The 24986-nt window shown below is 58.9% G+C and carries 24 protein-coding genes and 2 pseudogenes; 13 read left to right on the top strand and 13 right to left on the bottom strand.

Going from position 1 to position 24986, the window contains the following annotated elements; all coding sequences use genetic code 11:
• Position 1 precedes the first annotated feature (1 nt).
• From rsmA to sppA, 3 genes are all read left to right on the top strand, one after another.
• On the top strand, positions 2-850 hold the full coding sequence (rsmA, locus tag ACVWXZ_RS00700) for a 16S rRNA (adenine(1518)-N(6)/adenine(1519)-N(6))-dimethyltransferase RsmA (protein ID WP_414406647.1): 849 nt from the start codon (positions 2-4) through the stop codon (positions 848-850).
• 105 nt (positions 851-955) lie between these two features.
• A complete protein-coding gene (gene fabG, locus ACVWXZ_RS00695) occupies positions 956-1660 on the top strand; it encodes a 3-oxoacyl-ACP reductase FabG (RefSeq protein WP_414373529.1) in 705 nt (234 codons plus the stop codon).
• A gap of 74 nt (positions 1661-1734) precedes the next feature.
• A complete protein-coding gene (sppA, locus tag ACVWXZ_RS00690) occupies positions 1735-2541 on the top strand; it encodes a signal peptide peptidase SppA (RefSeq protein WP_414424508.1) in 807 nt (268 codons plus the stop codon).
• Between the two features lie 89 nt (positions 2542-2630).
• Here sppA and coaBC read toward each other — a convergent pair whose 3' ends face one another.
• Positions 2631-3869 carry a bifunctional phosphopantothenoylcysteine decarboxylase/phosphopantothenate--cysteine ligase CoaBC gene (gene coaBC, locus ACVWXZ_RS00685; protein ID WP_457482019.1) on the bottom strand — a complete coding sequence of 413 codons (1239 nt, stop codon included), beginning with the start codon at positions 3867-3869 and terminating at the stop codon, positions 2631-2633.
• Positions 3870-4208: 339 nt separating this feature from the next.
• Between coaBC and ACVWXZ_RS00680 the strand changes: the two genes are divergently transcribed.
• Entirely contained in the window at positions 4209-4577 is a 369-nt protein-coding gene (locus ACVWXZ_RS00680) for an AbrB family transcriptional regulator (RefSeq protein ID WP_011432615.1), read from the top strand.
• Between the two features lie 256 nt (positions 4578-4833).
• Positions 4834-5244: pseudogene (locus tag ACVWXZ_RS00675) on the top strand (Ig-like domain-containing protein); the annotation flags it as partial.
• 232 nt (positions 5245-5476) lie between these two features.
• Here ACVWXZ_RS00675 and ACVWXZ_RS00670 read toward each other — a convergent pair.
• Positions 5477-6700 (bottom strand): RNA-guided endonuclease InsQ/TnpB family protein, encoded by a 1224-nt coding sequence (locus ACVWXZ_RS00670; protein ID WP_457402198.1) that lies wholly within the window; start codon positions 6698-6700, stop codon positions 5477-5479.
• Between the two features lie 317 nt (positions 6701-7017).
• Here ACVWXZ_RS00670 and ACVWXZ_RS00665 point away from each other — a divergent pair, with 317 nt between their 5' ends.
• Positions 7018-8745, top strand: coding sequence for a helicase HerA domain-containing protein (locus tag ACVWXZ_RS00665; protein ID WP_457439208.1), 1728 nt, complete (start codon positions 7018-7020; stop codon positions 8743-8745).
• Here ACVWXZ_RS00665 and ACVWXZ_RS00660 read toward each other — a convergent pair.
• Both ACVWXZ_RS00660 and ACVWXZ_RS00655 read right to left on the bottom strand, forming a co-directional pair.
• A complete protein-coding gene (locus tag ACVWXZ_RS00660) occupies positions 8715-9959 on the bottom strand; it encodes an FAD-dependent hydroxylase (protein WP_457439210.1) in 1245 nt (414 codons plus the stop codon). The genes ACVWXZ_RS00665 and ACVWXZ_RS00660 overlap by 31 nt on opposite strands.
• Positions 9960-9972: 13 nt before the next feature.
• The gene (locus tag ACVWXZ_RS00655; RefSeq protein ID WP_041436329.1) at positions 9973-10959 is read right to left on the bottom strand and encodes a methyltransferase domain-containing protein; all 987 of its coding nucleotides are present in this window, start codon (positions 10957-10959) and stop codon (positions 9973-9975) included.
• Between the two features lie 21 nt (positions 10960-10980).
• On the opposite strand from ACVWXZ_RS00655, the gene ACVWXZ_RS00650 reads away from it, so the two are divergent.
• Entirely contained in the window at positions 10981-11226 is a 246-nt protein-coding gene (locus ACVWXZ_RS00650) for a hypothetical protein (RefSeq protein ID WP_457439212.1), read from the top strand.
• A 16-nt stretch (positions 11227-11242) separates the two neighbouring features.
• Here the strand turns inward: ACVWXZ_RS00650 and ACVWXZ_RS00645 are convergent, their stop codons facing one another.
• Positions 11243-12286: a glucokinase gene (locus ACVWXZ_RS00645; RefSeq protein WP_414344654.1), complete on the bottom strand. Its 1044-nt coding sequence runs from the start codon at positions 12284-12286 to the stop codon at positions 11243-11245.
• 152 nt (positions 12287-12438) lie between these two features.
• Between ACVWXZ_RS00645 and ACVWXZ_RS00640 the strand changes: the two genes are divergently transcribed.
• Complete coding sequence (locus ACVWXZ_RS00640; protein ID WP_457439214.1) at positions 12439-13185, top strand: DUF3120 domain-containing protein; 747 nt, start codon at positions 12439-12441, stop codon at positions 13183-13185.
• A gap of 60 nt (positions 13186-13245) precedes the next feature.
• Here the strand turns inward: ACVWXZ_RS00640 and ACVWXZ_RS00635 are convergent.
• From ACVWXZ_RS00635 to ACVWXZ_RS00615, 5 genes and pseudogenes are all read right to left on the bottom strand, one after another.
• A pseudogene (locus ACVWXZ_RS00635) lies at positions 13246-13441 on the bottom strand (hypothetical protein); the annotation flags it as partial.
• A gap of 54 nt (positions 13442-13495) precedes the next feature.
• Positions 13496-14077 carry a hypothetical protein gene (locus ACVWXZ_RS00630; RefSeq protein ID WP_457439216.1) on the bottom strand — a complete coding sequence of 194 codons (582 nt, stop codon included), beginning with the start codon at positions 14075-14077 and terminating at the stop codon, positions 13496-13498.
• Between the two features lie 74 nt (positions 14078-14151).
• Entirely contained in the window at positions 14152-14676 is a 525-nt protein-coding gene (gene ilvN / locus ACVWXZ_RS00625; RefSeq protein WP_011432604.1) for an acetolactate synthase small subunit, read from the bottom strand.
• A 164-nt stretch (positions 14677-14840) separates the two neighbouring features.
• The gene (locus tag ACVWXZ_RS00620) at positions 14841-17354 is read right to left on the bottom strand and encodes a DUF3656 domain-containing U32 family peptidase (RefSeq protein ID WP_457441272.1); all 2514 of its coding nucleotides are present in this window, start codon (positions 17352-17354) and stop codon (positions 14841-14843) included.
• Between the two features lie 382 nt (positions 17355-17736).
• Positions 17737-17928, bottom strand: coding sequence for a hypothetical protein (locus ACVWXZ_RS00615; RefSeq protein ID WP_457439220.1), 192 nt, complete (start codon positions 17926-17928; stop codon positions 17737-17739).
• A gap of 503 nt (positions 17929-18431) precedes the next feature.
• Between ACVWXZ_RS00615 and ACVWXZ_RS00610 the strand changes: the two genes are divergently transcribed.
• The 3 genes from ACVWXZ_RS00610 (at position 18432) to ACVWXZ_RS00600 (ending at position 21107) form a co-directional block, all read left to right on the top strand.
• A complete protein-coding gene (locus tag ACVWXZ_RS00610) occupies positions 18432-19280 on the top strand; it encodes a Tic22 family protein (protein WP_457441270.1) in 849 nt (282 codons plus the stop codon).
• Between the two features lie 12 nt (positions 19281-19292).
• Positions 19293-20180, top strand: a complete 888-nt coding sequence (gene prmC, locus ACVWXZ_RS00605) for a peptide chain release factor N(5)-glutamine methyltransferase (RefSeq protein ID WP_414424626.1) — start codon at positions 19293-19295, stop codon at positions 20178-20180.
• A 156-nt stretch (positions 20181-20336) separates the two neighbouring features.
• On the top strand, positions 20337-21107 hold the full coding sequence (locus ACVWXZ_RS00600) for a sensor histidine kinase (RefSeq protein WP_457439225.1): 771 nt from the start codon (positions 20337-20339) through the stop codon (positions 21105-21107).
• Positions 21108-21131: 24 nt separating this feature from the next.
• Here ACVWXZ_RS00600 and ACVWXZ_RS00595 read toward each other — a convergent pair whose 3' ends face one another.
• Positions 21132-21635, bottom strand: a complete 504-nt coding sequence (locus ACVWXZ_RS00595; protein WP_457482006.1) for a YHS domain-containing (seleno)protein — start codon at positions 21633-21635, stop codon at positions 21132-21134.
• A 184-nt stretch (positions 21636-21819) separates the two neighbouring features.
• Entirely contained in the window at positions 21820-22221 is a 402-nt protein-coding gene (gene psb27 / locus ACVWXZ_RS00590) for a photosystem II protein Psb27 (protein ID WP_414350230.1), read from the bottom strand.
• Between the two features lie 65 nt (positions 22222-22286).
• On the opposite strand from psb27, the gene ACVWXZ_RS00585 reads away from it, so the two are divergent.
• Both ACVWXZ_RS00585 and ACVWXZ_RS00580 read left to right on the top strand, forming a co-directional pair.
• Entirely contained in the window at positions 22287-23027 is a 741-nt protein-coding gene (locus ACVWXZ_RS00585) for an NnrU family protein (protein ID WP_457482005.1), read from the top strand.
• Between the two features lie 34 nt (positions 23028-23061).
• On the top strand, positions 23062-23454 hold the full coding sequence (locus tag ACVWXZ_RS00580) for a thioredoxin family protein (RefSeq protein ID WP_457482004.1): 393 nt from the start codon (positions 23062-23064) through the stop codon (positions 23452-23454).
• Here the strand turns inward: ACVWXZ_RS00580 and ACVWXZ_RS00575 are convergent.
• Positions 23391-24986, bottom strand: a complete 1596-nt coding sequence (locus ACVWXZ_RS00575; protein WP_457482003.1) for a hydantoinase B/oxoprolinase family protein — start codon at positions 24984-24986, stop codon at positions 23391-23393. The two genes, ACVWXZ_RS00580 and ACVWXZ_RS00575, sit on opposite strands and share 64 nt — an antisense overlap.

Raw genomic sequence — 24986 nt, 5'->3', positions numbered from 1 at the left:
CATGCCCTATCCTCGTAAACGGTTTGGTCAGCATTGGCTCAAGGATCCCGCTGTTCACGAGGCGATTGTGCGGGCTGCCCAGTTGAATGATCTAGAGGGAGACGCGGATCCCACTTGGGTGCTGGAGATCGGCCCCGGCACCGGCCAACTGACGCGGCGATTGCTGGCCCAGGGTGTCCAGGTGGTGGCGGTGGAGATCGACCGGGATCTGTGCCGACTGCTGCAAAAACGGTTCGCCGGCCAACCCCGTTTTCACCTGCTGGAGGGAGATTTTCTTCGCCTGCCGTTGCCCCCTCAACCCCGCCTGCTGGTGGCCAATATCCCCTACAACCTGACCGGCCCCATTTTGGAAAAGGTGCTCGGATCCCCGGCCCAGCCGGTTCGGCAATTCGAGCGCATTGTCCTTCTGGTGCAAAAAGAGCTGGCAGAGCGCTTGCAGGCCGGCCCCGGCAGCAAAGCCTATGGTGCTCTGAGCCTGCGGACGCAGTATTTGGCCGATTGCGAGCTGATCTGCAGGGTGCCCCCCACCGCTTTCAAGCCCGCCCCCAAGGTGGAATCTGCCGTGATTCGCCTCACCCCCCGCCCCGCCCCCACCCCCGTCCGGGATCCCTGCTGGTTTAACCACCTCCTTCGACAGGGGTTCTCCACCCGCCGCAAGAAGCTCGTCAATGCCCTGGGAAGCTTGGTGGAGCGAGAAGCGGTTGCAGCAGCTTTGGCTCAGCTCCGCCTCAACCCCGATGCCCGCGCCGAAGAGCTGGCCCTGCCCCACTGGCTGGCCTTGAGCGACCTGCTGCTGGAGAAAGCGCCCAAAAGGGCTGTTGTTCTTCAAGAGGGGCAGGAACCGGGGTAGGGTGAGAGAGGGAAGCTCAGTTGGACGAACCCAAACATCCTCTGGGGTTTTTGAAGTCCCTTCCCGATCTTGTTCTGGATCCCCTTCGCCAATGCAGGTGCATCCATGCAAAGCAACCAAGGCAAGCAAATCCTCTTGACCGGCGGCACAGGCGGGCTGGGTTTGGGGGTGGTTCCCGTGGTGCTGGCCAGCGGCGCAGAGCTGACCTTGACCTATCGCCAAGAGAAAGATCTTGCCATTTTGCGGGAGCGCCTGCCGGCCAATGCTCTGGATCGGGTTCGCTTTGTGCAAGTGGATTTAACAGATGAGGCGGCGGTTGCCCGCGTCATTGCCGACCTACCCCGCGTGGATGGGCTGATCCACCTGGTGGGGGGCTTTGCCATGGGCCCCACCCACGAGTACAGCTTGGCGGACTGGTATCGCGACTTCGACCTCAACCTCACCACCACATTCCTGACCTGCAAGCACAGCCTGCGCAGAATGTGGCAACAGGGCTATGGGAGGATTGTAACGGTGGGATCCCGAGGAGCGGTGGAGCCGGGCCCGCAATTGGCCGCCTACTGCGCTTCCAAAGCGGGGGTGGTGGCCCTGACCCGCACCATTGCCGCCGAAACCCAAGGCACCGACATCACGGCCAACGTCATCCTGCCCAGCATCATCGACACGCCGGCCAACCGAGCTGCCATGGGATCCGAGCGAGCCAAGCTGTGGGTCAAGCCAGAGTCCATCGGGCAGGTGATCGCCTTTTTGGTCTCAGAAGCAGCGCGGGATCTGCGAGGGGCGGTGATCCCGGTGTATGGCAACGTCTAGGCAACTGGTTGACCAAGCCATGAGCCGCCATTCATGATACAGAATATGCACTTATCCCTATCCAGTTCTTTTCCATGCTGAAGCGATTATTCTTGGGTGGTTTGCGCCGGCAAATCGGTCGCATTGAGGTGGCAGGGGCCATTGATGGCAAAACTCGCGAGCGGGTTCTCAAGGCCCTGAAAGAGGTGGAAGAAAACCATATCCCTGCCGTGGTGCTGCGCATCGATAGTCCAGGTGGGACGGTGGCCGACTCCCAAGAAATCTACAATGCCCTCTTGCGTTTGCGGGAGAAAAAGGGCACCCGTATTGTCGCCAGCTTTGGCAACATTGCTGCCTCTGGGGGGGTTTATATTGCCATGGGAGCCGAAAAAATTGTCGCCAACCCAGGAACGATCACCGGTAGCATTGGTGTGATCATTCGAGGCAACAATATCGAACGCCTCCTGGATAAGGTGGGGATTTCATTTAAGGTAATTAAGTCTGGCCCCTACAAAGATATTCTCTCGTTTGATCGCGAGCTAACCCCGGAAGAGCGAAACATCCTGCAAGAGTTGATCGACATTACCTACGGCCAGTTTGTGCAGACGGTTGCCGCTGCCCGCAAGTTAAGTTTGAATGTGGTCAAAACTTTTGCCGATGGTCGCATTTTCAGCGGAGAGCAGGCCCTCCACTTGGGTGTGGTGGATCGCTTGGGCACAGAAGAAGATGCCCGCCTTTGGGCGGCAGAGCTGGCGGGTTTGCCGACGGATGCGAAGTTCTACGACCTGCTCCCGCGGCGCAGAGGTTGGTCTCGATTTCTGCCGGCAGCAGAAGCCTTGGCCCGTCTGCAGTTTGAAGCGAGCACCTCGGGCTTGCCCCTGTGGCTTTACACAGGTTCTTGAGGCAGTTCGCGAACAGCTATTCCGGGAAGTTTAGCGTTCTGTACCGCACAGCCCCCACCCCCGGCCCCTCTTCCAGAGGGAGAGGGAGTTTAACTAAAGTAGCCCAACTCCAATTGCCGGGCCAGATCCAGCAGCCGGTGGGCCAGGGTTGGCTTGGTTGCCAATGGGATCCGCTCTGGACTTCCCTGCTGGGGGATCCAATAGCCTTGGTTGTGGCTGCTGCCAAAGCCGCTATCCGGTTGGTCGATGGGGTTGGCCACAATAGCATCCAGGCCCTTCTGGCGGAGCTTCTCTCTGGCCGGTGGCAAGGGATCCCCACTTTGGGCGGCAAAGCCGATGAGGCGTTGGCCAGGGCGTTTGTGGCGGGCCAGAGCTGCCAGCAGGTCAGGGATCGGCTCCAACGGCAACATCTGGGGTAGATCGGCTTTGGGCAGCTTCCCCGCGTAAACCTGAGAGGGGCGCACATCCCCCACAGCAGCAGCCATCCACAAGAGATCCGCCTGGGGAAATTCCGCCTGCAAAGCCGCCTCCAGTTGGGCTGCCGTCTCCACCGGAATGGCCCGAATGGCGAAGGGCGCTGGATCAAAGGGGATCCCCAACGGCCCATGGACCAGCGTCACTGTCGCCCCCCGGCAGGCTGCCGCCACCGCCAGCGCCACTCCCATCCGACCACTGGCCGGGTTGCCGATAAAACGCACCGCGTCGATGGGCTCCCGTGTACCCCCCGCCGTCACCAACACCCGCTTGCCCTGCCAATCTTTTTTCCCCCCTGTCCAGAGCAAAGCCCGCACATACTCCTGCAGCGCCTCCGGCTCCAACATGCGCCCTTCCCCCACCGCATCACAGGCCAGGCGGCCACTGGCCGTCGGCAAGGCCCAAAAACGGGGATCCTGCTGCAGCCGCTGCCAATTCTCGGCCACCTTCTCTGCCTTCCACATCTGCGTATTCATAGCCGGTGCCACCGCCACCGGACACTGGGAAGCCAGGATCACATTGGTGAGCAAATTATCCGCCAGCCCATGAGCCAACTTGCCCAAGGTGTTGGCCGACAAGGGCGCAATGAGGAGAGCCTCCGCCCATTCCCCCAACTCGATGTGCAGCGGTCGTCCTCGTGTTGCCTGCCAAAAGGCGGCATCCGTAAAAGCCGGCTGGCGGGACAAGGTGGCAAAAGTCAAAGGAGAAATAAAATGTTCCGCAGCTTTTGTCAAAACCACCTTGAGCTCTGCTCCCTGCTGCACCAGAGCAGACACCAAAGCTGCCGTTTTGTAAGCAGCAATCCCCCCGCTCACCCCAATGAGGAGACGCCGCCCCGACCAAAAGGGATCCATATTGAGTGACACGCAAACAGCCTTGTTTCCAGTTTCCCTGCTTTTGCTCAATTCCGGCGGCAAAGCGGGGATCCCTCGCCCAAAGATACTTTGACTTGGACGGATGACCCTGTCGAGAATAGGGCCTGAGAGCCTATCATTCCCCATTTCAGCCAAAGTCTCCCCCATAGGTTCTGGCCTTCAGAGGGAATTCCCCACTGCTGTTTTGCGCAACCAGCCCTCAGATCCCATTGCAGTCGCGCACTCATTCCCTCTAATTAAGAAGAGTTGGATCAAACTCTATTGCAATCGCTGTTTGTTTCTGGCTACACTAACAGTTGTCCCTAAAACCATCTCGATATGGCTACAACCAGTAAACCAAAACCACTCACTGGCCAAGAGCTCCTCGACAAGGTAACTTCAATGGGAAATGCGGATCGCAAGGAAAAAGCTCGCGCCTGTGGTTATGTCACCTACACCAAGAATGGTCAGGAGCGAGTGAATCTGATGCAGTTTAACAACGCCCTGTTGAAGGCCGTTGGCGTGGATCTCGGCGCTAGTGACGAAAATGGATCCCGTGGCCGCGCTCCTACCTTCCGGGTTTCGGTTCATAAGAATGGCAACCTCCTGATTGGAGCTGCCTACACCAAGAAGATGGGCCTCAAGCCCGGAGATGAGTTCGAGATCAAGCTGGGCCACCACAACATCAAGCTGGAGCGGGTCAACTGATTTGCTGTCTCCCTGGATGCTTTTCCCTGCTGGTGAGTTCATCTCAGCTTGGGTAAAGCCTTTGGTATTCCTTTCGGCCTCTAGGGGCTTGGGAGCAGCGACCTCTTCCCTTCGCTCCGGTGCTCATTGTCTTTCTACTTTTCAGAACAAGGGATCCTCATGATCCGCTGGGGATCCCTGGCACTTTGTATCCCATCGGTGGCTGAAGTGTGGGCAAGTTCGCTATTCTGACAACAGTTGAATTGAGTCTGCAACAATGAACACTCCGACCGTGCCAAATGTCTTTCGCCATTGGCGGCGGTGGCGAACTTGGGCGGGGCTGTTGTTGTTGGCAGCAGCGTTCTTTGTCATCGAGTCTCATCGGCAAGTTTGGCCTCAGTCGAATGCTTCTCAAAGTCAGGCATTTTTGGAGTGGGTGTCTTCCCAGCCTACCCCCGAACAGCAGGATGTTTTTGTGGATGGAGTCATTCGGCTGCAATTCAATCGGCCACTGGATCCCAATCTACAACGTCTGGCGGTTCAGTTGGATCCGCCGGCAGCGGTTATTTTTGATGTGCAGGGAGACGAGTTGTTGCTTAAGCCTCGGGATCCCTTGCGCTTTAGCACCCGTTACACCCTCACGCTTTCTCCCCAAGAGGGGCTGCCCCTCGAGCAGGCCATTCAGCTGAGTTTTCGCACCGAACCGCAATTTACCTACGAACGGGATGTCAAACCGCTGCTAGAAGCCAGTTGTGTGGGTTGCCATCAGCCGGCAGGACGGCAGCGCACCCAGTTGCTGGACAGTTATGAGGCCACGATGGCCTATGTCAGGCCAGGGGATCCCAATAGCGAGTTGATCAATCCCCGGTGGACGAGCCGCCACGCCTACATCCTCAACGCCATTAACCGCTCCGAAAGACTTAAACAACATTGGACAAAAGTGGACTTTCGACCAGCGTTGATGCTTTCTTCCTGCTTCTACGACCCTTGCCTAGCTGGGCTTGCAACCCAACCCCGGCAGCGGGATCTCCACAGGCGTGACTTCCCCCCAAGCTGGGGGTAGTTGAGGGTAAATACACCTCAAAATACCACCCCACCAAGTTAATCGCTGCGTTGAGATCCCGGTCTTTCTCTAAACCGCAACTCTCACAACGAAACACCCGCTGGTGCAGCGGCATCTGCTGTTTATGCTGGCAACAAGAACACAGCTGGCTGGACGGATAAAACCTATCCGCCACTACCACCTGACAGCTGTAGAGCCTAGCTTTATACTCTAGCTGTCGCCTGAACTCATAGAAACTACACTCGGCTAGACTACTAGCTAACTTGTGGTTCTTGAGCATCCCCGAGACGTTCAGGTCCTCTATAACTACCACCCGATACCTCTTAGCTAGATAGGTAGTAAGCTTGTGTAGGTTGTCCCGACGAATATCAACTACTCTCTTGTGGAGTCTTGCCACCTTCTTAACTGCCTTCCGCCGGTTTTGCGACCCCTTAACTTTCCTGGACAACCGCCTTTGCAACCTCCTCAGCCGCTTCCTAGCCTTACAATAGGGCTTGGGGTTGCCAAAAGTCCCCCCGTCAGAACACGTGGCTAGATTGTTAACTCCTAGGTCAACCCCAACAACGTCCCCTTCCTTCTCCAGCTCCCCTGGCTCAGGCGCCTCATACTTGAAGGAAATAAACCAACGGTGGGCCCGCCGGCTGATAACAACATTCTTGGGCACAACCGCAGGCAAGACCTCGTAACAAGCTAACCAGCCGAAAATCGGAACCTTGATTTTGTTGCCGGAAATTCTAATCCCACCTTCTAGGTAAAAGCTGTCCAGCTTCCCCTTCTTCTTGAATACTGGAAATCTAGACTTCCCAGCACGCCACCTCTTAATTGCTCTCTCCAGATTCCTAAGAGCTTCCTGCGGGGCACACTTAGAAACCTGATAGTACCAAGGATTAGCCCTCTTCACCTCGGCTACAAGTTTCTTGTGCAGATCAACTGCCGTGGGAATCTTCCGCTTCTCTGCCACAGCTTGCTTACAAAGCTCCAGTCCCCAGTTGTAAGCGTGCCGAGCAACCCCAGCGTGCTGCGCCGCCAGTGTCCTTTGCTTGTTATTCAGTCTTAACTCCGTTTTGAATCCTAATAACAAAGTACGACCTCTAGTTCAGCACTAAACCTATTGCTGTTCCCTTTGGAGCTACAAATTGGGGCATACTGAATATATATAATGTACACTGCATTCAGTCGAGACTAGAGTTCAGCTCAACCGCCCCCAAGCTCGCGGCGGATCCCCTGAGATTGCCTACATTCAAGCCCGCGGGCTGCCCCTGTCCCGTCTAGGTTTTTGGACACCCGAGGAAGTGGAGATCGTCCGCACCTGGATTGTGCAGGATGGCGCCCCCCGCACCAGCGCCCGCTTACAGATGGGCAACTGAATAAGGCATCTGGAACCCAACCCCCACTGCCATGACCCCTCCTCAACCTTTGGCCACCGTGATTCAGGGATCCCTGAGTCGGGGACTGGAGGCTCGCCTCAATCCCGGCGTCTCGGTAGAAGACTTGCGGGTGGGCAAATTCGTGGTGATCCAGGGGCAGCGCAACCGCTTCTTTGGCCTGCTTACTGACGTTACCCTAGAAACCAGCAACCCCCAAATTCTGGTCAATCCCCCCCGCCCGGAAGAGACCTTGCTGCAGGAGGTGCTGGCCGGTACCGGCACCTACGGCATTATTGCCCTCACCCCGATGCTGATGTTGGTGCCGCGGCAAACGGAAGGGGAAAGGCTGTATCCCCTGGTCAATCCCGAACGGCCAGAAGCGTTGGCAGCTCCCCTCGGCCAAGAACCCCCTTCCGCTGGCGCCATGGAGCTGCTGCCCGTGAAAACAGTGCCCGCCCATTTTTCGCAAGTGTATGAGGCACGGGAACTGGACTTTCGCACCGTCTTCGGCTGGGAAGACGACCCGGAGCGGCGCAACTTTGCTATCGGCCAGCCCCTCGACATGGCTGTGCCCATCTGTTTGGACTTGGATCGCTGGGTGGAGCGCAGCAACGGCATTTTCGGCAAATCGGGCACCGGCAAGTCCTTTCTAGCCCGCCTGATCCTGGCCGGCATCATCCGCAAACGGGCAGCGGTGAACTTGATCTTTGACATGCACTCCGAGTACGGCTGGGAGGCGGCCAGCGAAGACAAACACGCCAGCACCGTCAAGGGCTTGCGGCAGCTCTTTCCCGGTCAGGTACAGATCTATACCCTGGATCCCGATTCCACCCGGCGGCGAGGGGTGCGGGATGCGCAGGAGCTCTTCATCGCCTACAACCAGATCGAGGTGGAGGATCTGGCCCTGTTGGCAGAGGAGCTGAACCTATCGGAAGCCAGCCTGGAAAACGCCATTATCCTGCGCAACGAGTTTGGCCGCGACTGGATCAGCCGCCTCTTGAGCCTTTCCAACACCGAGATTCAAGAGTTTTGCGAACAGAAAATGGGCAACAAAGCCTCGATGATGGCCCTGCAGCGCAAGCTCACCCGCCTTGACAACCTCAAGTACATCCGCAGCACCCTGCCCCACAACTACATCGGCCAGATTTTGGATGCCCTCAGCCGCGGCATTCACGTGGTTATCGAGTTTGGATCCCAGTCCAACCTGCTCTCCTACATGTTGGCTGCCAACGTCATCACCCGCCGCATTCACCAGGCCTACGTGCACCAGACGGAGCGGTACTTGCAATCCAAAAATCCCCTCGACAAGCCCCGTCAACTGTGCATCACCATCGAGGAGGCCCATCGCTTTCTAAATCCGCGGGCAGCCAAGCAGACCATTTTCGGCACCATTGCCCGCGAGATGCGCAAGTACTTTGTCACGCTGCTGGTGGTGGATCAGCGCCCTTCCCGCATCGACAGCGAGGTGATGTCTCAGTTGGGCACTCGCATTACGGCGCTGCTCAACGACGACCAAGATATCGAGGCGGTGTTCACAGGGGTGGCGGGCAGCCAGAACTTGAAAACGGTGCTGGCCAAGTTGGACTCCAAACAGCAAGCCCTAATTCTGGGCCATGCCGTGCCCATGCCGGTGGTGGTGCAAACCCGCCCCTACGACCAGCGGTTCTACGCCGAGATCGCCGACCCCGACTGGTCTCAGGCTGAGGATGCGGAGGTGCTCCTGGCCGCTCAGAAGGCCAAGGAGGAGCTGGGACTGTAGGGAGAGCTCCCCCAAAGTCCCGTCATCAAGCACAGCAGCAAGCACCGCAGGGGGGGGAAGGCCATCATCCCTCTCAGGATCCACCGCCGCATAACCACTACGGGCCAGTAGGAGTTGGAGAAAGTGCGGGTGAGCAGATCCGTGAAGAGCAGCACCACCCAGTTTTCCCAGCGGCGACGGCGACCGTAGCGGCGCAGGACTTTGACATCTCCCAGATCCTCATGCCGTCTCCAGGCGTCTAGGAGCACCTGGGCCAGGGCAGCGGCGTCGCGGATGCCGAGGTTGAGCCCTTGGCCAGCCACCGGATGGCAGTGGTGGGCGGCATCTCCCACCAAGGCAAGACGATGCTGATAGTAGCGGCGGCTTTGCCGTAGGCGAGCCGGGAAAACCTGGGGCCGGTTCAGCAAAGTGAGCTGGCCGCTCTGACCGCCGTAGTAGCGCTGCATCTCGGCCAAGAAGTCGGCCTGAGGAAGGGCCAGGGTGGCTTTGGCCTGCTCGTGGGGCATGATCCAGACCACCTGACAGCGGTTGCCGGGCAGGGGCAAGATGGCGAAGGGGCCGGCAGGCCAGAAGCGCTCGTAGGCAATGTTTCGGTGGTCTTGGGAAGGGGCCACCAAGGCGGTGATGCAGGACTGCCAATAGTCCCAGCCGTCGCTAGGGATCCCTGCCCACTGCCGCACCTGGGAGCGCAGGCCGTCGGCGGCGACCACCAGGGAGGCCCGCAGTTGGCGACGCCCCTGGGCCGTTTCCAGCTCTACCTCGGCTGCAGCCTTCCCATAGGTTACGCTCTCCACCTTGGCTTCGTAGTAGCAGCTAATTTTGGGATCGGCAGCCACCTGCTCCTGGAGCGCCTGCTGCAGCCAGGCATGCTCGCCACAGTAGAAAACTGCCGCTTCCCCCACATCCTCCGGTCTAAACGTCACCCGCTGGGGAGCGTTGGCGTCGGTTAAAATCACCTGAGCAAAGGGCGTAATGTGGGGAGCCAGCGCCTCCCACACCCCGACGGCCCGGAAGATGCGGATTGACAGCGGCGAAAGGGCATAGGCCAGGGGGCGCTGTTTGACTGCCTCAGCCGACTGGGCCTCAATGAGGGCCAACCGCAGGCCGGATCCCCGCAGGGCACAAGCTAGGGTTAAGCCCGCGATGCCTCCGCCGACGATAATCACGTCGTAGAGGGCTGCCAAAGTATCCGGAGTGGGAGCAAGAGTTGTCATCTCTCTTATTCTCCTATTGGCTGCTGTGGGCAACCACTTCTGTGCGGGTGGAGTCTGCCGACGTGGCGGCTCGCACGGCCCGGAACATGCCAAAGCGGCAGAGGCCGGTGCCGAAGGCCAGGCGCATGAGCAAGAAAGTGGGCACCTCCCGTAGCGACTTAATCAGGCCCACCAAGCCAAACTTCAGCAACCCTTCGGGACGGACAATGCCCTGCCAGATGGAATCCAGCCAAGAGGGAAGGGTCTCCTGAGTCCAGTCGGCGGTTTCTACCCGTCCCGCCACCAGGCCAGTAGCCTCCAACTGCTCGGCAAAGCCTTCGATGCTGGAGAAGGAAGGGTGTGACCATTGATCCAACAGTTGCCGCATCACCAGCCGCTCCCAAAAGTTCAGGGGCTTTTGCCGGTCGTCCCGCTGGTTCCAGTCGGCCACCACCAGGATCCCCCCTGGCTTCAACACCCGCAGCATCTCTTGGGCATAGCGGGCCTTGTCCGGCATGTGAGGCCCTGCCTCAATGGACCACACCACATCGAAGCTGGCATCGGGGAAGGGCAGGTCGAGGGCATCTGCCACCTGAAACTGGACAGGCAGATCAGGGGGGGTGAGCTCCTGGGCCCGCTTCACCTGCTGAGGACTGATGGTGATACCGGTTACAACAAAGCCGTAGTCGCGGGCCAAGATGCGGCAGCTCCCACCAATGCCGCAGCCCACATCCAACACGGTTGTCCCTGCAGGCAGTCGATCCAACCCCCCCCAGCGCACCATCTCGTGGACAAAGTCGTGCTTGGCCTGCAGAAAATTTTTTCGTTGGGGAGGAGAGCCGTAGTGGCCTAGGTGAATGTGTTCGCCCCAGTAAAACTCTAGGATCCCATCCCGAGTCCACTCGTCGTAAGACTTGGCCACAGAGGCGGGAGACTCGTATTTGCGAGCAGTCAACAGATAGGCTGCCAAGCCCACGGCCAGCAGCACAGCTATGCCCAAAGCCCAAAAGATTGGATTCATCGGATCAACCATGAAGTTTCTATGAAGTCCCTCTGCGTGGTGGCAATCATTGTCGGTTGGATAGCGCAGCCCCAGGCGGAGTGCTTTCCGGTATGGGGCCAGCCAAGCAAAGGCGCAATCCCATCTTGCCCCATCTGCTGGCTCAAGGAAGAAGTCTGGGATCCCAGCAAAGGGCGGCTGGGCGAGATTTTCCAGCACGATTCCAGCATCCGTTGGGGTCGCTGCCATCACCTGCTGGATGGGGTGTTCCAGGGGCGGCAACCTTAGTAGCAGCGGCTGCTCCCTACCAAAGGTTGGCGGCGTAGCGAGCAGCTCCCCTCAGCCCCACCTGCGCATTCACCACCACCTGCACCGACAGTTGCTCCAGAAGAGGACGCATCCGCCCTTTGTCCAAAAACGAGGACAAAAACTCCCCTTGATGCAGTAGGCGCAAGAGCTTGGGCGCGATCCCCCCAGCGATGAACAGGCCCCCGCGCGGCAATAGGTGTAGGGCAAAGTTCCCGACTGCAGCCCCGTACAGGCTGATGAAAAGCCGCAGACACTCCACCGCCAGAGGATCCCGTGCTTCCATGGCAGCATTGGCAATTTGGGCTGCCGGGTCAATATGCTTAGCTCCCTTTTCCCAAGCCTCAATTTGGGCCAGCAGCTGTTCTTCTCCTGAGCCCCACTGGCTATCCCGCAAAAATTGATAAATGGCAACGATCCCCTGCCCCGAGACCACCCGCTCGGTGGAGACACGTCCGTGCCGTTTTTGCAAATACCTCAAGAGCTCCCACTCCAGAGGGGTGCGCGGGGAAAAGTCCACGTGACCGCCCTCGCTGGCATGAACTTGGTAACCCCCTTCTCCCCAGGTAAGGTAAGCCTGCCCCAAACCCGTGCCTGCTCCCATCACGCCAATCGGAGCCCGCGGTTGACGCTCACCCACTTGCAAGGTGTCCAGATCCTGGTCGCCGAGGGCAAGCACGCCATACCCCACAGCGCTGAAGTCGTTGATCAAGGCTACGCGCGGGATCCCCAGCTCTGCGGCCAATTGGCTCGACTGCAGATCCCAGGGCAAGTTGGTCACTTTGGCAGTCTGTCCCTCAGACCCTGAGCCCCTTGTTTCCATGACGGGGCCGGCCACTGCAAAACAGGCGGCAGCAGGCTGTGGATCTCGCCCCAGCTCCCGCCGAGCCTGGGCCAGAAACTCTCCCACCATTGGGGCGAGGTTGGCGTAATCTTGGCTGGCATAGCGGCAGTGGTAAAGGCTGTGCTCGGGATCCTCGGCATTGACAAGGCTGAGGCTGGTTTTGGTGCCCCCGATGTCTCCTGCCAACAACAAGTCCATACGGTTTCCTCCGGCCAGCACCTCCTTCCCACCCTGACATCTCTGGAGAGAGAATGCCAGGCCCCCAAGGCTTCCCCGCTCCTGCTGGGGAGAAGAGGGAAGGGCAAAGAAGGTGCTATGTTAACTGATGTAAAGGTTTTTAATATTGCATTTTGTCTTCTACACCTTTTTTACCCCCTCTCCAAGATGAGCCTCTGCTGTCCTCTGAGCGTTTGGCCGGGCTGGATCCCCGCCCTCTCTCGGTTCAAAGGCGTTTCCGATCCCACCATGCCATTGGGGGAATGGCAGCTCTGCTGGTGTGCCTGCCGGTTTTTGTGCAAGCGCCCCTGGTGCGATATGCCCCTTGGGTCAGTTTGGTGATGTCTTTGGGCTGGCTGGGCCTTAGCTTGCATCTCTACTCCCAGCCCCGTACCCGCCTGTGGGGAGATTTGCTGTACGGCTTTACCCTGACTTGGCTGGCAGGATCCCTGTATTGGGGCTGGCTGCGCTTTGAGCCTCTTTGGCACATGCCCATGGAAGCCTTGGGGATCCCGATTGTCTGGTGGGGGACACGGCGACGGTTTGCCCGCATCGGTACCTGGTTTTATCTCGGCTCCCTGTGGGGTACGGCGGTTACAGATCTCTACATTCACTCGGTGGGGCTGCTGCCTGAGTGGCGGCAGGCGATGCAGTTTGACCGGTTGGAGCAGGCGGTTGTCCCTTTTAGGGCGGCCCTCGACAAAATGGCTACCCCCTGGGGCCTGGGTTGGGGCATCGGCTTGGGCCTTCTGTTGCTGGGTGTTGGATTGTGGAGAGTCCAGGGATCCCGCCGCTTGCACCATTGGGCATTTGCGGGAGCAGTGCTGAATACCCTGTTGGTGGATGGGCTATTTGGCTGGGGGGCAGCTCTGCTGCGGTGAGCTGGGACATCCCCATAACTGATACATTTATGCTGAACACTGCTGAACATCACTGTTCAACTATGCAGCGATAGCATTCTGTTTGTTTCCAAACAGAATGGCGGTATCCCGCAAAGCTTTGAGTAGAATACCCAAAGCGCAGTTTCCGTGTCGTCTTACTACCAATTTTCTGCTTTGCTTTGGCTACCATGTTGGCAGACTCGAAAGTAAACAGAAAGATCAACTGGTAGTAATCCGTACTGAACATATTATACTTATACATTATTTTCAGTATAGTTGAGCTTATTATTGACTAGAGTCATGCTCTACTTCAGGTGGGAGTGGAAGTATTGGTAGGGCTGGGAGCTCCATCGGACTCCGTCCTGCCAACGTCGGCGGCAGCAGGTGCAGTTGCCGGCAGTGTAGGTTCTGGCCCGGCAGGAGGCAACTCCGGTGCCGGTGCGGGCTGAGGCAGAAAGTCGATGACCTCCCAAGTCTTGGAATCCGGTGAGCTGTAGGCCAGCAGCCACCGTTCGGGCACGGTTTTGACGCGGTCGGGCGAGCGTTGTGTAGCAACAGTTTGTGCCTTTTGGTGAGCCAGGGTGATCTGGAAGGGATCCCCTTTGCGGCGATAGGGGCGGCGGGATCCCGGCGGCTGCACGCTCAGGGTGTAGGTGCCGCTGAGGTGATGGCCTTCCAGGGTTTCTCCTGAGGCCAACAGCAAGGGTTCACGGCGATCTTGGCGGATTTTCACATCCTGCAATTCCAGATGTGCCGACAACCGGTCGCTGCCCACTAAGGATCCCACCGGCCCGGACAAATGAGCGATCTGATAGGCGAGGGCCTGCTGCACAATCGGTTTTGGCGGCCTGGGGCCACAGCCGACCAGCAGCCCCACCAGCACAATAGCCACAAGGCTAATCGTGCCCCGCAGAACCGATCCCCTACAACTCCACCCCAGTTTTGGCATCGCTTCCCCTGAGGCCATCAGACGGTAACTAAGGTGGGGTGTTGCTTCAGGTATTCCGTATTCACGCCGGACTCGCGGGTGAGAGCCACCAGGCCGGTACGGGCGATCTCACGGATGCCAAAGCTGGTCAACATCTTGATGATGGCCACCATTTTGCCGGGATCCCCGGTTACCTCGAGAGTCAAAGACTCCTCCGCCACATCCACAATCCGGGCGCGAAACATTTGGGCCACATCCATAATGGCGGAGCGGGTATCGGGGCTGGCATTGACCTTGACCAGCATCAGCTCCCGTTCCACGCAGGGAACATGGGTGATATCGGTAACTTTCAGCACGTCGATGAGCTTGTAGAGCTGCTTCGTCATCTGCTCCACATCGTGTTCATCTCCCTGCACCACCATGGTGATGCGAGAGATCCCCGGTCGTTCGGTGGGGCCAACGGTGAGGCTGTCGATGTTAAAGCCGCGACGGGCAAACATCCCCGCAATGCGGGTTAAAACGCCAGGCTGATCCTGCACGAGGGCGCTGAGGGTGTGTTTCACGGCAACCAGAGGATAGAGAAAAAGCTGAGAAGAGGTTGGGGAAGCACCTGGGAATAACAATACCCTGAGGAAATTTTACGCCAACTTTGCCGGAATGTTTTTCGCATTGCTCCGGTCGGAGCACAGCTGCAGAGCCGGCGCCCTAGAGAAAGACAGCGCAGCCGTTAACTCTCCAAAGACCCGCGCGTAACCCCCAATTGGCTGTATAGCTTTAGCTCCTGCCACAGTTGGGATCCGCTAAGTTGTCCTTGTAAGAGTTGCTGATAGCGATGCAGGGTTTGTTGGATCTCGGCGGGGGATTCATGCAAAAATTCGATGCGCAGATAGCGCAGGCCCAAGGCCAATAATTTCGGCACATATTCTGCCCCCGTTTGGGCCTTGCCGTTGTAGAGGGTATTCCGACAGCCGGCATCGGCCTTCAAAATGTGCTCGACATTGGCCCTGTCCCTCAGCTTCACCTCGTGTTTTTCACATGGGCGACCACAATTGGTGTAATCCGTTCCGCTGGATAAAAAGGCGCAAAAGACGCAGTGCTCCATGTGGAACAGGGGCATATGTTGATGAAGGGTAACCTCATACCTATGGGCGGGGCCGGCTTGCAGCAGGGATCCCAGTTGCTCATGGTTGAGGTCATAGGAAGCCGTCAGGCGCTCCAGGTTGTAACGGGTTTTGAGATAGTGGGCCGTGATGGGATTGGCCACATTCAAGGAAAAATCCCCAATGCAGCGCTGCCCGGCAAAGAAACGGAGATGATCGTAATTTCTCACCAAGTAGCCATCGGCCCCAGCGGCCAACACTTGCTTTAGGATCCAGGTTTCTCCCGGCTTGGTGATGCGGGGCGGGGCAGCCCACAGCTCCACCTCAGGATGGATGGCTTTGGTTGTGCGGATCACCTCCCGATAGCGGCGGGGATCCTCAAACTCCAGATAGATCTGCCTAATACCGCTGGCTATCGCCGCCGGCAGTTGCGCCGGATCCCGCACCAACACCACCAACTGCGGGGATCCCCTTTCGGGCTCCTCCTGAGAAGGCACCAGATCTTGCCAGCGAGCTTCGGGATTGAGTTGCCAGCGCGGGGGCTGAGCTCGCAGAGCTTGTAGGCGTTCCACCGCTTGTCGGCGCATCTGGTTGAGCAGGCTCACCGGCAGCATTACCTCCCCCTGCAAGGCATTGTGCAGGGATCCCAACTTGAAGGGAGTGGAGCCCAAACGGCCCAGTTGCTGTCGCAGTTTTTCGGTGGTGAGGGGTTGGCGGTGGGCAGCTTCCAGGGGCAGCGGCGAATCCACCTGCACCGTATGGCCTTGCTCATCCCGCAGGATCAGCGTCAGCGGGGATCCCACTTGGCCGTGAACCTCCATGTGGACGGGCCGCTGAAAGCGGGGGTGATCCCCGGCGTAGCTCTGGCGCAGGCGCTTTTCCAGTTCCGGGTCGCTGGTCTTCCAGAGGCGATCCCCCACCCGCAGACGTTTGAGATCAATGACCCCCTCTCCGAAGCTGAGCCAGGCCAGCCCCTGCTTCTCTTGCACCCGGTAAACTCGCCCCCCCTGCTCCGGCAACTCCGGCTGCCCCTGGTCAAACACCACGCCGTCCCCAGCTTTGAGGGGTGCCTCCAGCCGGATCCCCACCTGATCCTGTTGGATCCCCACCACCTGCCCCAGGTAAACCCCCCGTTTCTTGCCAAACCGCGCGTGCACCAGCTCCTGGTTGTTGATGCCCCGCAGCCAGCCTGTGTAGAGCCCACGAGAAAAGCTCATCTCCAGCTCGTAGCGTTCCTGTTGCGAGGGCTGCCACGGCTGTCCCACCCCCAGCGCATCCAAGGCCTGCCGATACACCCGCGTTACATTGGCTACATATTCTGGGGATTTCAGCCGGCCCTCAATTTTCAGACAGCGGATCCCCAGCTTCACCAGCTCCGGTAGCACCTCCAGCCCGGCCAAATCTTGAGGGCTGAGCAGATACCGCTTCTCCCCCAAGTCGCGGCGGATCCCGTCTACCACCAGCTCATAGGGCATGCGGCAGGCTTGAGCACATTCCCCCCGATTGGCCGAACGCCCCCCCAGCGCCTCGCTGGTCAGACATTGCCCCGAGTAGGCCACGCACAACGCCCCATGCACAAAGACCTCCAGAGATAGAGGGGATCCCTTCTCTTGCAGATAGGCCTGGATCTGGGCGATTTCCCGCAGGGAACATTCCCGCGCCAGCACCACCACCTCACAGCCCAGCTCGGCGGCAAACTCCGCTCCCACTCCACTGGTGATGGTCATTTGCGTGGAAGCATGGATGGGGAAATCGGGGGAAAGATGCCGGATCAGGCGGGCGATGCCAATATCCTGCACAATCACCGCATCCACCCCCGCCGCAATCATCGAGCGGATGTATCCCTCGGCTTCCGTCAGCTCCCTTGGAAAAACCAGAGTATTCAAAGTAACATAGCCCCGTACCCCCCGCCGGTGCAGCCAGGCCATCAGTTCCGGCAAATCCGCTTCCGTAAAGTTGCGGGCGCGCATCCGGGCGTTGAAGCGCTCCAGCCCAAAGTAAATGGCATCGGCTCCGTTTTCCACTGCCGCCTTGGCACACTCCCAATCCCCCGCCGGGGCCAGCAGCAGGGGCAACTTGGTGGTCAGAGGCGGCGCCTCAAAGTGATCCGTTTCCGCGAAATCTATCCCAGCAGCTTTCATCGGAAGACAGCCCCACAAAGAGAACAAGGGATCCTTTCCCATTCAAAATCAAAAAACCTGAGAGCAGGATCCCCTTGTCTCAGGTCAAGCTGCCTCTGCCGGCGGCCTCTTAACAAAAAACTCGTTCCGTCCGCAAAGGGTCTAGGTGACATACTCCCATCGCTGACCCTACGGGTACAGGGTGGGCTTCTCGCTTCATCGGGGAGCTTTCGCAAGAACCCTCAGCGAGCAGACACGGGATGTCCCACCGCGTAGTCGCACCAGATTCCGGCAAAAGCCGTTTTGTGCAACTGCTCCCATCATACACCATGTGGGGGTATCTGTATCCCGGCACTGACCCTACGTACAGTACGGGGCTTAGCTACCCCCACACCCCCATAAGCTAAGAAGCCACCAGCACATTCAGGATCCCGGTGAGGACGGCGCTGAACAAAGCCAACGTTAGGTAGCGGCCAACAGCCGGGTTGTCACCCAGCAGCCGATCGGAAGCGCTGATGGTGAAAAACAAAGACCAGGCCTGAGTAGCGTTGATGGTCTCAAATTGGTTGAATTCAGTGGTGAAGATCTTAGCCATGACTCAATGCTCCCTACAGCTGTGGGTTCGCACCCCTACCTTAACAAAAGTTAACAGCAGCTGCCACGTTTGCGCGGCTACATCAGGACACCGCCGAACAAGGCTGGAATAGGCAGCGTTTTATGGGAGAGCTGGGTACACAACCCTCGGAGGGATCTGCATCTAGCGTGGATCAGTTGTATGCGACTCCGTATATAGTATTGGGTGATGCGGGATCCCCACCCAAAATAGGGGCTTTGCCCCTCGACAGAGGTCGAGCAGATGTTCTAACCTTGGCTTCTAGGGTGGCCCAAGAGCGCTCTTCAAGATAGGTGTGCCGGGGTGTTGTCAGCGATGGCCAACCGGGATCCTAAGGCTGAGAGTGTGCCGCATCGCTAGCCTAAGCCCTGTTGAGCGGGTTTAATCTAGGCAGCTTTTGATTTGCCCCAGGCTGTTGGTTAGTACTTAGGAAGCTGACCCCATAGCAACCAGAACAAGGCGCGATGCCGGGAGTTGAGATGAGAATGACGCGTTGTAATGTAGTATCGCCTGTGCGCTCCCTCTGCCGCTGTGCAGCTCAGGTGAGCAGCATAGCCGGGATCCTGATCGGGACGGCTTGGGGGGGTTTGGCTGTGACTCCTGTTTGGGCTCAGGAGAGTGCTCTACTGGCTCAGGCTGCGGCAGGCCCCATGAGCCGGCAAGAGGTGGCGGAGCGGCTAAATCTGGTGCCTGTTTTTGCCATTGTGTCTCAGAACGGCACCCCCGTTGTCGCCAATGTGGAGCGAGATGGCCGCACCATCCAAGTGGTTTCCTTCTGGCTGGATCAGGCCCAGGCCCAACAAATGTTGGAGCAGGTGAAAGCCAGCAACCCCGAGATAGCCAGTCAAGCCCGGGTGGTGCCTCTCTCGCTGGGGTATGCCTACGAAAAATCGGAAGAGGAGCGCGCCAAGAATAGTGACCTGTATTTTGAGGTGGTGCCTCGGGCTTCTGATGTGGAAGCAGCCAAGCAGGTGCTGAAGGAAACCGGTCAAGATGTGCCTGCAGAAGCGATTGGTGTGCCTCTGTTCTATGGCCGCTCCGGAGAGGGGCTGCTGACCATCGAGCAGGATGGCCATGAGGTGGTGCCCTTCTTCTTCGACCGCAACGATTTGCGGAGGGCTTTGGATCGGGCGGCGGCGCAGAACCCGGATGTAGTTGGAAAGACCCAGATTGAAGTGACCTCGCTGGCCATTGTGGTGGAGCGCATGTTGGCTCCCGACGCACAGGCCGATGTGCAGAAGATCGCTTTTATCCCCTCTCGCTCGGCGCTGGAGTACATCCAATCGCTGGCCCGACCGGCCAATCCTTCCGCAAGTCCCCAGCCTCAGCGTTAACCTAAGCCCCTGATGGGATCCCCGTCTGCTCTGGTGAAGCGGTTAACAGAGTGGCGTGCCCAAGCCCTGAGGGCGGCAAAAGCGGCTGGGATCCCTGCCGAGGAAGTGGAGATTTTGCTCAAAGAACGGCTGGGGTGGGGGCCGTTGGAGCGGTTGATGGGTCGCGCTCCGGCTGGGGAGGGGGATCCCCTGGAGGAGGTGCAGGCCCTTTGGCGGCAAAGGGTGGAAGAGCGCATCCCCCTACAGTACCTGTTGGGCAAAGTTGAGTGGGCGGGCTTGAGCTTGCGGGTGACGCCGGCGGTGCTGATCCCACGCCCGGAGACCGAGCTGCTGGTGGAGCAGGCTTCCCTTTGGCTACAGGCCAATCCTCTGCCGCCGGGATCCTGTTTTGCCGACCTGGGTACAGGCAGCGGGGCGATTGCCATTGCGTTGGCCCATCAGCACCCCCAGTTGCGGCTTCTGGCCGTGGATTCTAGCCCAGAGGCCTTGGCTATTGCAGCAGACAATGTGGCAGCCCACCATCTGCAGGAGCGGGTGAAGTTGCTGCTGGGATCCTGGTTTGTACCTTTGGATCCCTGGCGGGGGCAGCTGCGCGGCCTGGTTTCCAACCCTCCCTACATTCCCTCTGCCGAGCTGGCCTCGCTCATGCCAGAGGTGCGACTGCACGAGCCGCGACAAGCTCTGGATGGGGGAGAAGACGGCCTAGCCCACTTGCGGCTGTTGATTCAAGCAGCACCGGATTACTTGGCCCCGAACTCCTTTTGGGCGGTGGAAGTGATGCGAGGCCAAGCCCCTTGGGTGGCGGAGCAGTTGCAAGCTAGAGGCTGCTATCGGCAGATCCAAGTTCACCGAGATCTGGCCGGGGTTGAACGGGTGGTCAGCGCCCACTTCGTCGGATAGAAAAGGGTAGGATCCCATAAGACAGGGTATTGCCGCAGCCCGATTGCCTCAGCGGGACGTAGTCCTCGCTGTCCAAAACTCAAAGATCCAAACCCAAGGATCTGAACCTCGACGGGATCCCCCGTCTTTCCTTCGGAGCACCTCTTGAGGAAACCCTTGCCTGCAGCCAAACCCGATCCACTCCCCCAGCAGGCCGCCCCTGCCGACGGGCAAGGGGCTGTGGATTGGCAGTTTGCTTTTGAACGCTCTGAGGTGATGCGGGCCTTTCAACAAGAGTTGCTCGTCAGCATCGGCCACGAGCTGCGCAACCCCCTCAGCAGCCAGATGGGATCCCTGCAGTTGGTGTTGTCGGATCTATGTGACTCTCCCGAAGAGGAGCGGGAATACCTTCAAAGTGCCAAAGAGGCGGTAGAGCGCCTGATCAAGCTGCTTGAGGAATACACCCGCCTGGCTCGCCATAACCTGCCCATCAAACCTCTGCGACCGGAACCGACTCGACTACGCCCCCTCCTGCAGGATGTGTACAGCCTAACTCGCCTACAGGCCCAGGATCAGGGCATTCGCTACGAATGGCCGGTTCTACAACCCACCTCGGCCTTTGAGGTGCCCCTTCTCCCCGACAGCCTCACCGTTTGGGCGGATCCCCACGGCTTGGTGCAGGCGCTGCTGGGAGTGTGTCGCTGGGGCATCCGCACCCTACGCTACGGTTCGATGGCTTTGCACCCCTATCCCACCGCAGAAGAAGAGGGGCGACTGTGCCTGGGGTGGAACCTTGAGGGGCGATGCCATGTGCCCATTCAAACAGAGGGCTGTGCCGTCTGGCGGGTAAGCGAGCGGCTCCTGAGAGAAATGGGAGGCCAGCTGGAACTCTGCGAAAGCGGCCCCTACCGAGTTGGCATCAAGGTGACCCTGCGCCTCGCCCATTGAACCCCAGGCCAGAGGGACTTGGGCCTATCGGCTTCTCAAAGCTGGCCAGTTGGCATCTGCCCTCTTGATCAAGCCGGGGATGTCGCGCTCCCAGTTACGCTGTACCCGCTGGTTGGCGTTCAGGTACAGCTTGTCATCAACAATTTTCCAGGCAAAGGGATCCACCGGGTAAAGGTAGTTGTGGGCCACGGCCCAGGCACAAAACCCGCCGTACTGGGGGGCAAAGCGCTCTGGGTCGTTGCGAAACCGCTCCCGATTCTCGGCGCTGGCAAACCTCCAGGTCACCCCTCCCCACTCCCATTCATACGCTGGGGATCCCTTGACCGGCTTGCCGTCGATGAAATAGGCCACCGGGTCATAGCCCCGCAGGGCCAGGCCATCCGTTGCAAAAAAGGGGCCCGGGGATCCCTCCTCGACAGCCCCAACGACCTGTCCTTGGGCTGGGAGAGACAGGAGCCAAGCTGGGTGAGAAGCAACAGCCCCAACCATCAGCAGCAGCGGGATCAAAGCCCAACGATTTTTGACCATCACAACCTCCCAAGTCCTCAATCGAAAATCGAAATGAGCAAGAAAGCCTTACTCTTCCCCTTCAGGTTCCAAAAGACATCTGACAAAAGACATCTGAGGAGATGCTGGCTTCCGGGGACTGGGAACAGTTTGGCCACAGCGAGGAGATTTGCCTGTGATTTGGATCTCGGAGATCTAAAAAAGCTCAACCTTCTCGGCGCAGGGCCAATTCGGCCCGATCCAGTTGCATTAGCACCCGCTCCACCTTTTCGGGGTTGAGAGGTCGACTGGAAGTGCGGTACTGGGAGGCCAGCGTGTTAAACACCGTGCGCAAAGTGGTAAAAGACTGCAGCTTATCGTAGCGATGGCCGTGGTAGCGCCCAGAAAACTCCTGGATGGCTTGCATGGCTTCCGCTCGCGCCTCTTCCGGGTTCATCAGGGGATCCCCTTCTGAAAGGACGGTGCGCAGGGTTTGGATCAAGGTCATGCTGTCTTCGTAATACTTGCCGGTGAGACGGGCAGCCTGAGCAACTGAGCTCGCTGAGCCCAGCAAAAGGGCTACAGACAGGAGCAGGCTGACAAGACGCAGAAAAAAAGTTTTGAGCATGGGGAACCTAATGTAACTTACTTTTAAGCATAAGCCACAGCAACACCAGAGGAGTCACCCAAAAGATGCTGTTCACCCCCTTCAGCGACTTTCTGCAGAAGCTGGGCCAGTACGGATCCCATTGGACAATGCTGGCCCTAATCTTGGGATTTGCCTGTGCTCACAGCGGACTGGCCTACTTGCGACCCTGGGGGGAAAGCCGGCTGGGATCCCGTCTGTACCGCATCTTCTTTGCTCTGGTGAGCCTCAGTTTGGCACCGCTGTTGCTCATCTATTTTTTCAACCACCGCTACGACGGGGTGATTCTCTGGGATCTCCAAGCCGTCCCGGGCATTCGCACCACCGTTGCTCTTTTGTCTGCCCTCTCTTTTTTCTTTTTGTATCCGGCCACCTTCAACTTGCTGGAGATCGCCGCCATTCGCAAGCCGGAGATCCACCTGTTTGAGACCGGGATCATCCGCATCACCCGTCATCCGCAAATGGTGGGCCAGGTGATCTGGTGTGTAGCCCATACCCTTTGGATTGGCTCCAGCTTTATGGTGGTGACCTCGCTTGGGCTCATTGCCTACCACCTGTTTGCGGTTTGGCACGGGGATCACCGCCTGGAGCGGAAATACGGGCAGGCCTTCCGCGATCTCAAGGCGCGCACCTCCGTGATCCCCGGCTTGGCCATTCTGCAGAAGCGACAGCAACTGCGCCCGCGAGAGTTTCTGCGCTGGGCCTATTTGGGGGTGTTCAGCTTTGTAGTGATTCTTTACGCCTTCCATCCACAAATGGTTTCTGCAGCCAGCCGAGTTGCCTGGTAGCATGATCCCAAAGAACTTCTTTAGTTTGGGAGTGATGGCCTTGCAAGTTGCTTTAGATGCTTTTAATCAAGAACTTTTGACAAGTGATGGGTTGGTTTTGGTGGATTTCGGCGCCCCTTGGTGTGGCCTGTGTCGCTTCATTCAGCCGATTACCGACCGTCTCGTAGCCGAGTGGGGAGGGGCGGTCAAAGTACTGCGGGTGAATGTAGACGACAATTTTTGGCTGCCGCGCCGCTATCGGGTGCGCTCTTTGCCAACCCTAATTTTGTTTGAGAAAGGTCAAGAAGTGCAAAGGCTAGAGCACTTCGCCAATCGCGATGAGGTGATCCGCCGCTGCGAGCAGTTGTTTCTTGACCACCTGCGCTACCTGGGTTCGGGAGCCTGCTCATCCTTGTTTGAGCCCCAAGCCCCGCCGCCCGGCGTGTAGAGGGTGATCACGTCGCCGGCTTTTAGGGAGCGGCTGATTTTGCCGGGCAAGGGATCCCCGTTGAGGAGGTTGATCCCCACTTGGCCTGGCCCGCCTCCCTGTTCTCCTTGGGGGGCATAGTGGCGCCGCTCGGTGAGCAGGGAGAGGGTGCAATCCTGCAAAGTCTGGATGGAGCGGATTAGCCCCCAGCCGCCCCGCTGTTGGCCATGGCCGCCGGAATCCTGGCGTAGCTCGTAGCGCAGTACCCGCAGGGGATACTCCAGCTCCAGAGCCTCGATGGGGGTGTTGAGGGTATTGCTCATGCCCACGTGGACGCCATCCAGGCCCGGTCGCTGTCGGCTGGCCCCCTGACCACCCCCCAAGGTTTCGTAGTAGGTGAAGCGGCGGTTGCCCAGCACACAGTTGTTCATGGTGCCCTGTCCCTGGGCGATGCTCCGCAATCCGGCCACGGGAGCCAGAGCTTTGAACACCACATCGGCAATTCGCTGCGAGGTTTCCACATTGCCCGCCACCACTGCTGCCGGAAACTGGGCATTCACCAAGCAGCCGGGCGGCGCCACGATCTCGATGGGATCCTCCAAGCCGACATTGCTGGGGGCCGTGGGATCCAACAGACAGCGCAGGGCAAACAACACCGCCGAGCGGGTGACGGCCAGGGGCGCGTTCAGGTTTCCCGCCATGGCCGGAGCAGTGCCGGTGAAGTCCACCCGCAGCTTCTCGCCCTCTACTTCCACCTGCACCCGGATCTCAAGGGGCGCGGGCGGATCCCCGTAGCCCTCCAACCAATCCTCAGCCGTGTAGATCCCATCGGGCAGAGCCTGAATTTGCGCCCGCATCCGCCGGCGGCTGTACTCGATGACCCCTGCGATCAACTGCCAAGCTTCCTCTTCTCCAAAGCGGGCCAGCAACTCCCGAAACCGGCTCATCCCCACTGCGCTGGCCCCCACCTGGGCCTGCAGATCCCCCCGCCGCTGCTCGGCATTGCGCACATTGGCCAGGATTAGGCGCAGCAGATCCTCCTGCCAGTACAACTCTCCTTCTAGAGAGAGCCCAGCCAGCCGTATCGGCGGGATCACCAGCCCCTCTTGCCAAAGTTCTGTGGAGTCGGCGGGCATGGAGCCAGGGCGCATCCCTCCAATATCAGCATGATGAGCACGGTTCACAGCATAGGCGCAAATCCGGTCGGGATCCCTCCAGCCGGGAATGGCCGCGACCACCGTAACGTCCGGCAGATGGGATCCCCCCTGGTAGGGATCGTTGAGGAGAAACACATCTCCGGGTCGCGGGTTGGCTGCCACCACCGCTCGCACCGCCTGCGAAAGGGCGCCCAAATGCACCGGGATGTGAGCTGCCTGGGCAATGCAAGCCCCTTGCGCGTCAAACAGAGCTGTGGAGCAATCCCGCCGCTCCTTGATGTTGGCCGAATAAGAACCGCGGATGAGGCGGGCTCCCATCTCTTCGGCAATCCCCGCCAGAGCGTTGGCCATGACCTGCAACCGGATGGGATTGGAGACAGGATAGTTGCTATCCAT

This window comes from Thermostichus sp. MS-CIW-38 (assembly GCF_054058415.1).
The sequence above is the reverse complement of the archived record's forward strand: the minus strand, read 5'-3'. Positions and strand labels throughout refer to the sequence as shown.